Source organism: Desulforamulus ruminis DSM 2154 (assembly GCF_000215085.1).
GTDB lineage: Bacteria > Bacillota > Desulfotomaculia > Desulfotomaculales > Desulfotomaculaceae > Desulfotomaculum > Desulfotomaculum ruminis.
The window spans coordinates 658,398-672,700 of sequence record NC_015589.1 but is presented as its reverse complement, the minus strand read 5'-3'; the positions used below and the strand labels follow the sequence as shown (position 1 = coordinate 672,700).

The 14,303-nt window shown below is 44.2% G+C and carries 9 protein-coding genes, 5 tRNA genes and 1 riboswitch; of the genes, 7 read left to right on the top strand and 7 right to left on the bottom strand.

The window, feature by feature from the left end; genetic code table 11:
- Positions 1 to 14 precede the first annotated feature (14 nt).
- Together DESRU_RS03265 and DESRU_RS03260 are read right to left on the bottom strand one after the other, a co-directional pair.
- Positions 15 to 2,453, bottom strand: a complete 2,439-nt coding sequence (locus DESRU_RS03265) for an S-layer homology domain-containing protein (RefSeq protein ID WP_013840698.1) — start codon at positions 2,451 to 2,453, stop codon at positions 15 to 17.
- 187 nt (positions 2,454 to 2,640) lie between these two features.
- Positions 2,641 to 3,201, bottom strand: coding sequence for a 5' nucleotidase, NT5C type (locus tag DESRU_RS03260; RefSeq protein ID WP_013840697.1), 561 nt, complete (start codon positions 3,199 to 3,201; stop codon positions 2,641 to 2,643).
- A 361-nt stretch (positions 3,202 to 3,562) separates the two neighbouring features.
- Here DESRU_RS03260 and DESRU_RS03255 point away from each other — a divergent pair, with 361 nt between their 5' ends.
- A complete protein-coding gene (locus DESRU_RS03255; RefSeq protein WP_013840696.1) occupies positions 3,563 to 3,880 on the top strand; it encodes a hypothetical protein in 318 nt (105 codons plus the stop codon).
- 660 nt (positions 3,881 to 4,540) lie between these two features.
- Positions 4,541 to 4,625, top strand: a riboswitch (cyclic di-GMP riboswitch).
- A 502-nt stretch (positions 4,626 to 5,127) separates the two neighbouring features.
- On the opposite strand, the gene DESRU_RS03245 is transcribed toward DESRU_RS03255, so the two are convergent.
- Entirely contained in the window at positions 5,128 to 6,711 is a 1,584-nt protein-coding gene (locus tag DESRU_RS03245; RefSeq protein ID WP_013840694.1) for a peptide chain release factor 3, read from the bottom strand.
- Between the two features lie 293 nt (positions 6,712 to 7,004).
- Here DESRU_RS03245 and DESRU_RS03240 point away from each other — a divergent pair, with 293 nt between their 5' ends.
- Positions 7,005 to 7,904: an RluA family pseudouridine synthase gene (locus DESRU_RS03240; protein ID WP_041275273.1), complete on the top strand. Its 900-nt coding sequence runs from the start codon at positions 7,005 to 7,007 to the stop codon at positions 7,902 to 7,904.
- Positions 7,905 to 8,108: 204 nt separating this feature from the next.
- Here the strand turns inward: DESRU_RS03240 and DESRU_RS03235 are convergent, their stop codons facing one another.
- Positions 8,109 to 8,834: an SAM-dependent methyltransferase gene (locus DESRU_RS03235; RefSeq protein ID WP_013840692.1), complete on the bottom strand. Its 726-nt coding sequence runs from the start codon at positions 8,832 to 8,834 to the stop codon at positions 8,109 to 8,111.
- Between the two features lie 398 nt (positions 8,835 to 9,232).
- Positions 9,233 to 9,308, bottom strand: a tRNA-Thr gene (locus DESRU_RS03230).
- A gap of 248 nt (positions 9,309 to 9,556) precedes the next feature.
- Between DESRU_RS03230 and DESRU_RS03225 the strand changes: the two genes are divergently transcribed.
- A complete protein-coding gene (locus tag DESRU_RS03225) occupies positions 9,557 to 11,221 on the top strand; it encodes a Na/Pi cotransporter family protein (protein WP_013840691.1) in 1,665 nt (554 codons plus the stop codon).
- 105 nt (positions 11,222 to 11,326) lie between these two features.
- On the opposite strand, the gene DESRU_RS03220 is transcribed toward DESRU_RS03225, so the two are convergent.
- Positions 11,327 to 11,402, bottom strand: a tRNA-Thr gene (locus DESRU_RS03220).
- Positions 11,403 to 11,407: 5 nt separating this feature from the next.
- A tRNA-Val gene (locus tag DESRU_RS03215) sits at positions 11,408 to 11,483 on the bottom strand.
- Positions 11,484 to 11,652: 169 nt separating this feature from the next.
- Between DESRU_RS03215 and DESRU_RS03210 the strand changes: the two genes are divergently transcribed.
- From DESRU_RS03210 to DESRU_RS19705, 4 genes are all read left to right on the top strand, one after another.
- Entirely contained in the window at positions 11,653 to 11,991 is a 339-nt protein-coding gene (locus DESRU_RS03210; RefSeq protein WP_187290608.1) for a hypothetical protein, read from the top strand.
- A 67-nt stretch (positions 11,992 to 12,058) separates the two neighbouring features.
- Positions 12,059 to 12,134: transfer RNA gene (locus DESRU_RS03205), tRNA-Val, on the top strand.
- A gap of 6 nt (positions 12,135 to 12,140) precedes the next feature.
- A tRNA-Asp gene (locus DESRU_RS03200) sits at positions 12,141 to 12,217 on the top strand.
- 315 nt (positions 12,218 to 12,532) lie between these two features.
- Complete coding sequence (locus DESRU_RS19705; RefSeq protein WP_013840689.1) at positions 12,533 to 14,119, top strand: DUF5050 domain-containing protein; 1,587 nt, start codon at positions 12,533 to 12,535, stop codon at positions 14,117 to 14,119.
- The last annotated feature ends 184 nt before the right edge of the window (positions 14,120 to 14,303 follow it).

The window sequence follows — 14,303 nt, the reverse complement described above, 5'->3', positions numbered from 1 at the left end:
TTTTTTGCGACCCTTTACTTCACTTCCAGGTAAACGATCTTGCCATCTTCCAGTTCGATGGCAACGTCATCTCCTTCAAAATCTTCCAAGTCATCGATATCGATGGAATCCCCTTCGTCATCCTCCAGATCGGCGTCGTCGTCAAAATAAAACTTGTGCCTTGCGGGGGAGTCCGATCCGTTCTCCTGCTCCAGTTGAATATGGTCTGACCCGATACGATATAATTCACCTTCAATTTCTATATCCTCGTCGTCCGTCACCTCTATGGTCTCAACTTCTCCGTCCTCAACCTCGATTTCAACCTCACAACCGATAATCAATTCGTCCAGTTCCAAATCCCCGTCGTCCACCTCCACCTTCCTGGCCAAGGTGTAGGTAGTGGTTTTTCCGCTCTTTTTAAGCTTCAGCTCGTCGTCGTCAATATCCAGACCCACCAGAGTCCCTTTATAGGTGCCGTCGTCGTCGTCGGAATCATCTTCATCCAGGATGTTGATGAGATAAACATCCCCGTCCTCATTGAGGATCAGGCGAACCCGGTCACCTTCACGAATATCGTCGAAATCCCGGCTTTTGGAGTCCTCCCAGACGTCTACCTTGGAAAGCACCTCATAATCCTCTTCATCCCCATCGGAATCTTCAATGGTGATGCCCAGGCTTCCGGAAGTATCCAGTTCGGTTACTTCCCCCTCCAGCACTTCCACATCCAGGATATTAATCCGGGTTACGTCATCATTGCTGTCCAGCTTTAACTTCACATAGTCCCCTTCGTCAATCTCGTCAAAGTCCAGGTCGTCGTCATCTTCGTCATAAACGTCCACGTCATCTTCCACATCATAGGTTTTGGTGCTGCCGTTGGCTTTCTTAATTTTAATGCTGTAGTCCCCGGAAGTATCCACATCCATAACTTCCCCTTCCAGATCAGAGGAGGAGGAAGAGCCTCCATCGGTCAGCCGGATGGTCACCGCATCCTCCTGGCTGTTGATCTCAATCTCCACCTCATCCCCTTTTTCCAGGTCGTCCAGATCGATGGTATCTCCCTCTTCATCCTTTACCCGGTAGCCGCTGGCCAGGTCAACGGCCCGCTCATAACCGTCCAGATCTTCGATGGTGATGCCGGAACTGCCGGTATTGACAACTTCGCCAAAAATCTTTCTTACCTCATCCAGCGGAGTAATGCCGGTGATAACCCCTCCCGTTTTGCTGATGGCAATTCTTTGCCCCCTGGGCATTTGATAGAAGCCGGAAGCTACAGAAGACTTGTTGATTTCCTGGGTGGTTCCGTCATCGTAGCGAACGGTCATATAATCCAGGTACATATTGACCACGTAAGCCTTGGTTTCATTTCCCGATACCGTGTTCAGCAAATTAATCTCGGCCACACTGCCTCCGGTCACCTTAATTTCCGCTCTGGCACCGTTGGTTAAAGCCGTCAAATCCTTAGCTGCCCCACCCTGGGTAATTTTTACGGTGCTCAGCAAAGGATAAGAATTTAAGGTTCCACTATCCGGCTGGAAGGACAAGGACCAAGGGTTTCCGGATATCAGCCCCCGGATGGTACCCGTATAGTTGGTGGTGATGGAGATGTTTCCGGCGGACGGACTGGCTGTGGTGTAAGCCAGAAAACTTACCCCTTTGCTGTCATTCAGCACGATTTTGGCATTTTCTCCGGCTTTGAAGGAACTTAAATTGCTCTGAGCCCCGTTACGATACTGAACGGAATCCGCAGCCAGACTGTAGGTAAGGGTTTGTCCCCCTTTAACCACGGTAATCTTTTTAGCCGCCGTGTCTATCGAACTGATTGCAGCTACAAAATACTGGTCCGGATTGGGGTTGATTTGTCCATTTTCAAAGAGACGGGCAATAATGGCCGCCATTTCACCCCGGGTTACACTGGCATTGGGATCAAATTTGTTGCCGGCCTTGCCTACCATAATCCCGTGCTTTACCGCAGCCGCCACATAAGATTGTAAATTGCTTGGAATGGCTGACTTGTCGGCAAAGGTTAATTCATAACCGTCTGCCGATAATTTTAAGGCATTGGCAAACAGTACGGCAATTTCTGTTCTGCTGGCCGAGTGTTTAGGTTCCATACTAGCAATTCCGGCCTTGGAAATGTAACCTTGATCCGCCGCAAAGGCCACATTCTTTTTTCCCCATTCCGGAAAATTAGCAGGGAAGTTGTAGCCACCCTGGGACATGCTATAAGTATCCGCCTCACTCCGGTGACCCAGGGCCCGGTTTAATATAACCACGGACTCCAGCCGGGTTACGGGACTTTTAGGCGCAAAGATCCCGGCACTTTTTCCGCTTAAAAGATCAGCGGCATAACATTCGGCAATGGGCTGTTCCCACCACTGGCCGGCAGTATCTTTAAAGGGACCTGCCCAAGCGGAAGTCATGGGCACCCATAGACCCACCAGCATAGAAAGAATTATCAATAACCTTTTTTTCAATAAGGACCCTCCTTCTTTTGAAACCACTCGAATTCCTGCAATTCCGCCTTACAGGTATTCGACTACTCCCAGCAACTGTATCTTAGCGTGCATGATAGGTATTTCGTTACAAAAATGATAATTCCTGTTCAAACCCTGGAAAAACAAAAAACATTCCCTTTTCGAGAATGCTTTTTAAATCTTCCGGTTATTTATCCAATTTTGTCTCAATAGTCTGGTATATTTCTTTCCAGGTCTTGCAGCGGGTTCCCTGCCAGGACCAATAACGGTTATGGGGAGCCTCGTACAGGATGGTTGGAATCCCGCCGGCTTTCAACTGATAGGCGTTGTGTATGTTATCCTCCACCATCATTTTAACCCCTAAGTTTTGACATGTCTGCAATTTGTTATGGGAATTCAGCAAATGCAGACCGCAGAAAGGAATGTCGTTTCTTTCAAGCCACTTCCTGGTAATCTCATGATACCTGGGATGCCGGGCCGTAATAATGTGGATCTGCCATCCCTGACCGGCTAATTTTTCAATATATTCCCGGGCCATGGGAACAACCGGGCTTTGCACAATAATTTCTTCTTCTTTGGTTTCCATTAATTCAATAAATTCCTCTTCAGAAATACAGTAGGTTTTACATAGGTCATACTGACGTATTTCATCGCCAACCAGTCTTTTTCCACAATGTTGATTTAAGGTTTCAACCAAAAGCTCCAGATTATCCGCTACAGTGCCGTCTAAATCAATACCGATGTTCATAGTACACCTTTCATCCTACAAGCATTTTTTCTTGAACTAAAATCTTACTTTTGAGTATATCGTGTCATAAAAAACATCGTCAAGGCTGTATTTCAAGACTATTTTTTTAAAAGTTCATAAAGTCTTAATCTTTTATCAATAATTTTAAAATAAAATATTTAAATGATATAGTATCACTCAATAAAAAATTGAAAGGGGAAGTGCATATGGAAATCTTATTGGTTGCCCTTATAACATTCAGCCCCTACTTTTATTTATTTTGGAGAACGCAACGGGCCCGCTAAATTTGTGTTTTTAAATACAGGATTTTCCATTCTTTCTGTAGAAGTATTCAGCAAATTTTTTGAGAGGAGGTGTTCGGATGGCTGATGGAAACAACACAGCGCAAATTGCCGCAGAGTTGACCCTGATGGTACTGGAACAGGCCTTTGAGGCCAAGGAAGTAAAAATAGAACCTAAAATTCAGGGATTACAGGCTCTGGCTGAAAATACTGCGGAAGTTTATAAAATCCTGTTTAAGGCGGTAGCGGAATGCCTGGAAGAAGAAGCTAACCCCGGGGAAGTCACACCGGCGGAAGAAGAACAGACCGACCTAGAGGATGAAAGCGGTCACGGGGATGAGGAGCAATATCAGGAAGAAAAAGGATATGGGGACGATACCGAAAAAGTAGAAGAATAAGACCTCAGGGGGCTTGCGATGCAGGCCTTCTGCTATTTGTAAAGTGCATCGCAACTCTTCTTGGAGAGTGTCATTTTCCTAAATTGGCGAGGGAATTAAGATTGTTTACAGATATTTGTTATCCGTTAATGCCTGAAATAACTGTCTAGTGTAAAAAGGGTATCAACGAACCTGCATCCATCGAGTTCATTGATACCTTTTTGTGTCTTGTACAACTGTATACAAAATTATTATTTAAACTAGGTTTAAATTAAAAACAAATATTATTTTATATCTATTTTGATTCCAGCTCGCTGCCGGAATTCAGCTTTTCCAGACTAATATCATTCATAATTTTATTAATACGCTCCTGGACATAGAACAACTTCCCCCTAGTTATTTCTCTTTAAAAACAAACAAGGACGGCGGTAAACACCGTGTGCCCTTGCGTATGAACTGAGATGCATATTTTTTAAGATTTTTACTATAGGAGCAAGAAAAAGAATATTTCAACGGACCTCTAGCATGAATACAATACACATGAATATAAATAATAAAAATTTGAAAATCCCTCAATAATGGGTTGGCTTTTTTCTTAAAATTGTTACACAAATATTGAATAAACCTGTTTTTTTCTATAAAATGTAGATAAGATTCGGTTGATAATTTACTTAGTTAAATAGTATGAAAAGGCAAATCCATTGAAAAATGGGGGCGCAAAGCCATGGGTCTAAGCCAAGTTCGGTATGATTGCCAGGCTGCCAAAACTAAAAACAGGGGGATTCATCTCTGTTTTTTTATTTTGTAATGAAAGTAGGTTGTAAACAAATGGATTGGGCTAATTGTTTCAGTTGCGAATGCATTAAATGCCAAATCATGAGTTGTTTTAAATGTCCTATTGAAAATTGTGTCAACCTGAATCAAAGAAATTGCTTGGATGCGGATAATGAATCTCTGTTAAGAGAACTGGCGGAAGCTTATAATACCTTATCCTTTGACCAATCCAAAAAATAAATGGAGAAATAAAATAGAATCCCATACAAAAATGCCGCCCATTTAGGCGGCATTACCCTTTTTATGCTCTGTCAATGGCTAAAATAAGAAATGGCAGGCAAAGGATATAAAGAATCATCATGATTCCTGCATCCATGACATCACCTCCTGCAAGTCTCTCCTTTTAATATTTAGAACAATTTTACTGTTTTAATTCGATCTCATGAAGCAATTCCCTTTAATTTTATGAAAATTTAAAACAATACAAAATTCCCTTAGGCCGGAGGTTGTTCCAGATAAGTTACCCGCTTGTTTCTCTCTACCTCCCAGTTAAAAGACCATTGATTTCTAAACAAGACCACCAGATTCTCGTCATCATCTTTTAAAACCAGATTGTCAGCGGATTTCAACATGGGAGGCGTCAGATTATCTCCAGCGGCCCAGCGGGCCAAAGTAAAGGGCAGGTGATCCAGTTGGATGTCCACGCCGTACTCATGGGTGAGGCGGTACTCCAACACCTCAAATTGCAGCATGCCCACAGCCCCGATAATGGGTGCCTCCAGTCCAACATCCGGATGCCGGAAACGCTGCACCGCTCCTTCTTCCGTAAGTTGTTCAATCCCTTTAACAAACTGCTTGCGTTTCATGGCATCCCGCAGGTGTACCCGGGCAAAAAGTTCCGGTTGAAATTTGGGAATGGCTTCAAAGGAAAATTTACTTTTTTCCGTTATGGTATCACCAATCCGAAATACACCCGGGTCATAGATACCAATAATATCTCCCGGGTAGGCCACTTCCACCGTGTTGGTATCCTGGGCCATAAATTGTTTCGATTGCGATAAACGGATACTCTTGCCTGTACGAACATGTTTAACCATCATGCCCCGGTTAAATACCCCGGAACAAATACGCAAGAAGACAATGCGGTCCCGGTGAGCGGGGTCCATATTGGCTTGAATTTTAAAGATAAAGCCGGAGAACTCCTGCTGTTCCGGGTTTATTGGCCCACTGCTGGAGTCCTTTTCATGGGGGCACGGAGATAATTGAATAAAGGACTCTAAAAAGGCCCTAACGCCGAAATTGGTAAGAGCACTGCCGAAATAAACCGGAGTCAGTTCCCCTCTGGCAACCTGCTGCAGATCAAACTGATCCCCGGCCATATCCAGCAGTTCCAAATCCTCCTCTAATAACTCATAGCTCGCTTTGCTCATGGACCCCACAATGGCCGGATCGGTTAAATCCCCCCGCCGGGTGGGCACAACGGTGGAACCATGGCCGTTGCCGGTAAAAAGTTCAATATTGGCAGTCTGCCGCTCAAAAATACCGGTAAATTCCCTGCCCCGGCCAATGGGCCAATTCATGGGATAGGATTTAATATCCAATACTTTTTCGATTTCATCCAGCAAGTCCAGGGGTTCCCTGCCATGCCGGTCCATTTTATTAATAAAGGTAAAAATGGGGATCCCTCTTTTACGGCATACATGAAACAACTTTTTAGTCTGTTCTTCCACACCCTTGGCTGCATCAATCAGCATCACGGCACTGTCCGCCGCCATCAGGGTACGGTAGGTATCTTCACTGAAATCCTGATGCCCCGGGGTATCCAAAATATTGATTTTATGCCCTTGATATTCAAATTGCAGCACGCTGGAGGTGACCGAAATACCCCGCTGTTTCTCCAGCTCCATCCAGTCGGACACCGCATGTTGTTTTGACTTCCGGGATTTAACCGTGCCGGCCAGCCTCAGTGCCCCGCCATAGAGAAGCAATTTCTCTGTTAGTGTGGTTTTACCGGCGTCCGGGTGAGAGATAATGGCAAAAGTTCTCCTTCTCTGAATTTCATTGAGTATCTGACTCATACTACGTTTAACATCCTCCGATTCTGGCCGAATAAAAAGTGGATCCACTACAAATTAAAGACGATCCGTCCGCTCTTTCTGCAGACTTTAAAATTATACTTAAAAATGACCTTATTTAGCAAACTCCGGCTGCAGATTGATTACGGCGCTAATCCTATGTTTTTTTATAAATTCCTCATTTTTAAGCCGTTCTCCTCTTTCCATTGAAAATGATTTAACAACCTAAAAAACTACGTGTATAATCAGGATAGATTCTTTTGGCAGGGAGCAGAACTGCTATGGGGGGAACTGAATTGAATTTTGCACACAATCAAGTTGTCTTAAAAGTAGAAGAAATCCACCATGGCAAACCCATAAGAGAATTTCTTAAATCCATGGATATCTCCGACAGAGCCCTTAAAAAGCTCAGAAACAAGGGGAAAATCCTGTGCAATGGGTACGAGGCCACCTGGCGCAAGGCGGTGGCCACCGGCGATGAGGTGGTTTTGTTTTATCCCGCCCCGCCGGATAATCCCTATTTAAAACCGGAACCGCTCTCGCTGGAAATCCTGTATGAAGATCAGGATATGGCGTTGGTCAATAAACCCCCCGGCCTCTGCGTCCATCCCACCCTGGCCCACCCCTCGGGAACCTTGGCCAACGGGCTTCTTTATCACTGGTCTCAGGAGCGGCAGCAGGCAAGCTTTCACCCGGTCCATCGGATTGACCGCAACACCTCGGGGCTTGTCTTAGTGGCTAAAAACTCTTTTAGCGCTCAAAAAATATTTCTTCAGAGGCAGCAGAAAAAACTATCCCGCTCCTACATCGCGCTGGTTCACGGAAGCTTCAGGGACCTGCCAAGCTGTGTGGATCTACCGATGGAGAAATGTGAGGGAAAAACCACCAAGCGGCAAATTTCCGGGGAAGGCCAACGGGCGGTAACCTACATAAAGGTTCTAGAACATTTTCCAACCTGTACAATGATCCGTTTAATGCCTGAAACAGGCCGGACCCATCAGATCAGAGTCCACTTAGCTCACTTGGGGCATCCCTTAGTGGGAGATCAACTTTACGGCGGTCCTATGGCCCAAATAAAACGGCACTGTCTACACGCCGACCAAATCAGTTTCCTGCACCCGAGAACAAGCCAGGCTTTATCTTTTCAAATCCCTTTGCCGGAAGATATGGTTCGAGTCCTGGACGCTTCACTGTAATGGCATTCAAGCAAAAGCAAAAACATGTCCTCAATTTGGACATGTTTTTTGAAAGTACACCTATTTCTTATGAATTGCCTCTGTTCCCGCCTCCACAGCAGCCTCATAATACCATATTTTGTAAGTGGTGTTTCGTGGACTTGGCATTATGCTTATTAGGCGCGCCCTTGGGCACTAAGGTAAACGGCAACACGGAAAATATAATTAAACGACTTTAGCAATCAACTGAACTAGATTAAAATACTTGCCGCCCTCGGCCTCCATCATTTTGATGTCACCAGCGACAACGGGATGGTAGGCGGTCAGCCATTCTCTCCATGCCTGCTTGCAGCAAGCCATTTCACGAATGTCTACCATTTCAATGCCCTCTGCTCTCTGCCATAAATCCTTCCACCAATCAAGAGAGTGCAAGGTTCTTTCCACCTCGCTATTCCAAAACGGCTGCATTGCCTCGGGAATATTTTCCCCGAATTCGTATTTTAATCCGGGAATAGCCACGGCGATATAGCCGCCCTTTTTCACAAAAGGAATGAGCGACGGGAGCATTTCTGCCGTATCACCGAAATAATGATAGGCATCGACGGTGAACAACAGGTCAAAATATCCGTTTGCAAAAGGCAAACCTTTGGTCGCGTCTACAGAAATCGGAACAGTCTTATCCTCAATCCCGATAGACTGAAAACGCTCATAGTTTTCAGTGGGCGAAATCCAAAGGTCGGCAGCGAAAACGGACGCACCATATTTTTTTGCTAACAAAAGTGTGGAAAGACCGCACCCGCAACCGAGGTCAAGGATTCGCATATTCTCTTTGATGTTCAGGTGTGACGCCAATTCCTCTGCCAATCGCATGGCGTTTGGCCCCATCATAGTGGCTTTTAAGAACTCTGCATTTTTATCGTTGGACATAAACTGGTCTGTAAATGAATACATGATAATCTTCCTTTCTAATTTTCGCCCTATAGAAAGAAAACAAAAAAGCGCAGTATACTACTGCGCTACAAATTACACCATTATAAAAATGGATGTTCGTTCAATCTGTAAGGCAGTTTTGACAACACAAACAAGAGCAGAACAACTGCTCATCTCATGCGCTTAACTTAAATCCTTACAGAATTACCGACATCAATACACTCCCTTTTTCTTTAACTTACTTTATCATGGCACTATCATTAGGTCAATGCAGTAAATTCGCTTTATCGCCCAGAAGGCATATAAAATATAAATAATCGGTAATTTAATCAATACTTCATCTGACATTGTTTTCAGTGCAGCATAAAAAAATCAGGCTGAAACAGATACGATCCTGCACTGTTTCAGCCTAATAACCTTGGAGCTACCGGCCGGATTTGAACCGGCGACCTGCTGATTACGAATCAGCTGCTCTACCAACTGAGCCACGGTAGCGTATATAAGGAAAGCAAACCTTGCTCCTTTTAAGTGGAAATTGATCCATAGCTATACTACCAAAAGCTCGTTGATTATGCAAGCCCCGGAACCGTTAACAAAAGAAGAAAAACCTCGTCAAAGGGCTTTTACTTAAGAATTTATACTTAATATAATTATAATTAAAGCTTGCACGAATTAATTATTTTACATATCCTTAATAAAATTAACATTTTTTTAACATTATTTTTTTCATTGGGGGCGGTCTTATGACTTGGCAAAATACGGTCTTCAGTATGATCGGCGGGGTAGGCTTTTTATTATACGGCATGTCCTTAATGAAAGATAATTTACAGAAAATAGCCGGTAAAAAATTTCGCGAAACAATTATTTATCTCACTAAAAACAGAGTTTCCGGGTTGGCCCTGGGTACGCTGATTACCTTGGTATTTCAAAGCAGCACCGCCACCACGGTGTTGCTCATCGGGTTAACCAGCGCTTCCATCATCAGTTTAAGAAACGCTTTGGCGGTTATTCTTGGGGCGGACATCGGCAGTACCGTCACCGCTCAACTCATTGCCTTGAAAGTAACGGAACTGTCCCTTCCCATCATTTGCATAGGCACTTTTTTATTTTTATGGTCCAAAACCAATCGCAGAAAACGCATGGCCCTGGCCATCATCGGCTTTGGCCTATTGTTCCTGGGCTTAAAAATTATGTCCGATACCATGTCCCCACTAAAAAACGACCCAAGCTTTAGTCAAATTTTAATACACATCAGCAATCATCCCTTGTTGGATATTGCCTTGGCAGCCCTCTTCACCTTTCTGATGTCCAGCAGCGCCGCCACCATTGGTATCATTATGCTTTTAGCCATGCAGCATATGATTGCTCTGCAGCCGGCCATTTATATGCTGCTCGGGGCAAACATCGGCACCAGCTTTACCCCCCTGCTGTCCAGTGTTGGATCATCCCGGGAGTCTCAACGGGTAGCCATCGCCCATTTTCTGTTTAAAATAACCGGGGTATTGCTTTTTTTCCCCTTCGTCAGCCAATTATCCAAACTGATTTCTTCTTTCACCGCTTCCCCCGGATTTCAGGTGGCCAATACCCATACCTTTTTTAATATTACCATGGCCATACTATTCTTACCCTTTATTCAGTACTTTGCCAAGGCTCTTGAAATCCTGGTCCCGGATAGAAAGGATGACCTTGACCAAGTGAAACCCAAGTACCTGGATGAAAATCTGTTGTCCAGCCCCGACCTGGCCATTGGCATGGCTACAAAAGAAATTATTCATATCTCCGATCATATCCAGGATATGGTTCAATCCATCTATCCCTTATTGCAATCCTTCAATCAGGATAAAGCGGATAAAATTCTGCAAAAGGAAGATAAAGTCGACCGGTTGTCTTTGGCCACCAACGACTATCTTACCAAATTATTAAGGCATCACTTAATCCAGGATGAATTTAACCGTGCCATGGGACTGATCCATATTGTACGGGAATATGAGTTTATCGGGGATGTGGTGGAAAGAAATATCATTGGTAAAGCGGAGAATATGACCATGAAAAACCTGGAATTTAATCCTATGGATCAAAAGGAAATGCTGCTCCTGCATCAAAAAACCGTTCAATTACTTCAGGTTGTGAATACGGCCGTTGCCACCAACAATTGCTATATGGCGGATAAGGCCAAGGAATCACAGGAAAACCTGGTTGATTTTCAATTCCGCCTGCAAATGAGCCATATCGCCCGTATGCAAAAAGATACAGAGGAGCAAGAATCCATTAGCCTTGTGCAAACGGATTTAATGAACTGTTATATAAAAATTAGCGAACACTTGAAAAACATTGCCATGACCTTGACCCACGAAATTCCCTGCACCTTGCAGGAAGCCGACAAATTGTTGGATTCTCCCGCCAAATAACCCTTTAAAACAGCTTGCTTAATTAATTTTCCGCTTAAAATGTAGCACTTGACAATGCTTAAAAATAAAAAAAGGTTTTGCTCAAGGCAAAACCGAAGAAAAATATGGAGCTGCTAACCGGGATTGAACCGGTGACCTTATCCTTACCAAGGATACGCTCTACCTACTGAGCTATAGCAGCCTGTCTGGTGGGCGATGACGGGATCGAACCGCCGACATCCTGCTTGTAAGGCAGGCGCTCTCCCAGCTGAGCTAATCGCCCGTAATAAAAAATATATTAGCAAAAAAGCATACGCAAGTCAATGCATGATCTCCTCCTCAAGTTTGCCAGTGGCACCCATTGTATATACTATCTTTATACTATGTTTATGGCCATTGTACAAAAGGGAGGAATTTTTTTGTCTTGCAGGGTATTGCCATTCCCTTCTCAAGTGAATGAAGTTTACACATCCATCTTTACCTTTCTCAAAACTAAGAACGGAAGGCAGCGGCAAATCATGTTGTTGAATATCCGTGCCCTACTGGATGAACACCACATTTCCCATTATAACTACGGTTCTTTTTCTGTACATTGCACAGCGGATAAAGACATCGCCTATATCTATGGTAAACAACGGGGATTCAACAAATATTGCCCCCAATGTAAATCTTATCTATACTCTGCCGACGGCCCTGTAACCATTCTCAGCATCATTGAAGGGATAAAAACGGACCGGGTTACCTACGGCTGCAACTGCGGGGCAATATTCTATAAATGGGAGAAAAAATAAATTTGAGTAAAAATAACATTGACTATCCGTTGTAATTTTGTTAATATAAGTCTTGCGAGTCACGTAAGGGCGATTAGCTCAGCTGGGAGAGCGCCTGCCTTACAAGCAGGATGTCGGCGGTTCGATCCCGTCATCGCCCACCATTTTTTGGAGCTGTGGTGTAGTGGCCTAACATGCCTGCCTGTCACGCAGGAGATCGCGGGTTCGACTCCCGTCAGCTCCGCCAGTTTTATCGAAAGATATCAAAGCAAGCCAGACAGTAAGATGTTTGGCTTGTTTTGTTTTTTAGAGATTGTGATGTATCACAAACCTGCTTCGTGGACTTTGATATTTTATTTCTTAATAAAAAAAGTAAAATCTCCTAAACGAGCCCGGAATCCAGTATAATTTGAAACTTAAGAAAAATGTTACGTTTTTTTACCAAAAGACATGGTCATTGAGTTAAAAGCGAAGAACTGATATTATGGCAGTGTGTAAAATCTCTATCAAAAGAAAAGGTAAATAGGGGGGTGATATTATAAAAGGAAAGACGAAAAAATTATTGGCACTTTTTGTAATCACAGTATTAGTTACAACAGGGCTGCCGGTATCGGTCTATGGAGCACAGACGGCAAAGACCGTCACCATCTCAGTGCCGACCTATCCTGTTACGGTCAATGGGGTCAAGATCGATCTTGGTAAGAGCAAATATCCCTTTATCGTGTACAACGATATCACATATTTCCCCATGACCTACAATGATTGCCGCGTCCTCGGACTGGAAACACAGTGGAAGGGCAATGCGGAGGGACTTGCCATTGAGAAAACAGACATCACCGCTGCGTATTTGCCGTATTCTTCGTCGACGACAAACAAGGGAAGCTACAAGGCGACAGTGGCGACCTTTCCGATTAAAGTCAACGGTAAGGTCGTGGACAACACTAAGCAACAATATCCGTTCCTGTCCTTCCGAGATATTACTTATTTTCCCATGACCTGGGAGTTTGCAGTCAATGAATTTGGCTGGGATTACAATTTCAGTCCTAAGGAAGGGCTCATCATCAAATCCGACAACCCCAAGCTTGAACAAACGAGCTTCGGCGGAAGCGACATATTGAAGGATGACGACGGGAAGATAAACAGCACTACGGTGACAAAAAAATATATCTACTATCAAGGGAAAAAAGGACAGATCATACAGGCGCTGCTGTCCGATCCCACAAAGACAAAAACAGTTTATCAGTTGCCCGTCAACGACGTATTATATTATGTCAGACTCTATGTTGAAAACGGAGAGGCACACCTGTTTTATCATACAGGCGGCGCAATAATGGGGTCAGACCACATCTTCAGGCTCAACGATGACGGCAGCACCACGGAACTACAAAACGGCTATAGCAAGGTCAAAACCTTTGGTGATAAAGTGTTTACCTACTGGACAGGACACGCGCCAGGTTCAGGCAACCTTTACAGGAAAATTGGCGAGGAATACATTCCGGTTGGAGATCAGGATTATCTCTATGGCTGGTCCTGGAAGGTGGAGCCTGACGGAAGAGGCGGCGGCGGATCGGATGATGTTGTTCTCGACGGAGAAAATCTCTATATCCTCGCCTTCAATATGAAGGAAGATGCGACAGAGAAGAACGGCATTTACAGAGTGAACATCAATACCAATGAAACGGTACGAATGAGCAGGCACGAAGCGATGGGCTTCCAGCAGGAAGGGGACTATCTGTATTACGTGAGTGAAGGCGCATTGTATCGGATTTCCATAAAAAATGGAAACGAAGAATTCGTTAAGCAGCTAACACAGCCGTCCGTCGAAATCCGGAGCTTTGCAGTTCTCAACGGAAAGGGCTACTGGGAGAATGCCGAAAATGGAAACCTTTACGATGATGACGGTAAAAACGTAAACGACGGGGCAGTGTTAGAAGGAATGAAAATTGCCGGTGATCAAAATGAATATCTGATTTGCACCTTTGAGGAAACGGAACTGTCAAAGTACCGGATTATGATTTTTGATAAGTCGGGTGCCGTGGTTTTTAAAACTTCGGACACCACGCGGATAGGCAGCATCGATATAACGGGAACGGCGGTAACCTTTGCCAATCGGACAACGGGAACGATTTGCAGTACCAAATTGAAGTAAGTTAAGGATTCGGAGGTTAAATAGACGGGCCAGCGAATGACCTGCATCTTTTTTGACCTAACTTTCCACATTGAACGACGGTTGATGTTTGGAAACATTCTTTCCGGAATGTCCAAACATCGGCCGTCGTTTTATATGTTCAGGCTCTTTTGTTCAAGCGAGCTTGAGCTTTTTTAGTTTTGTA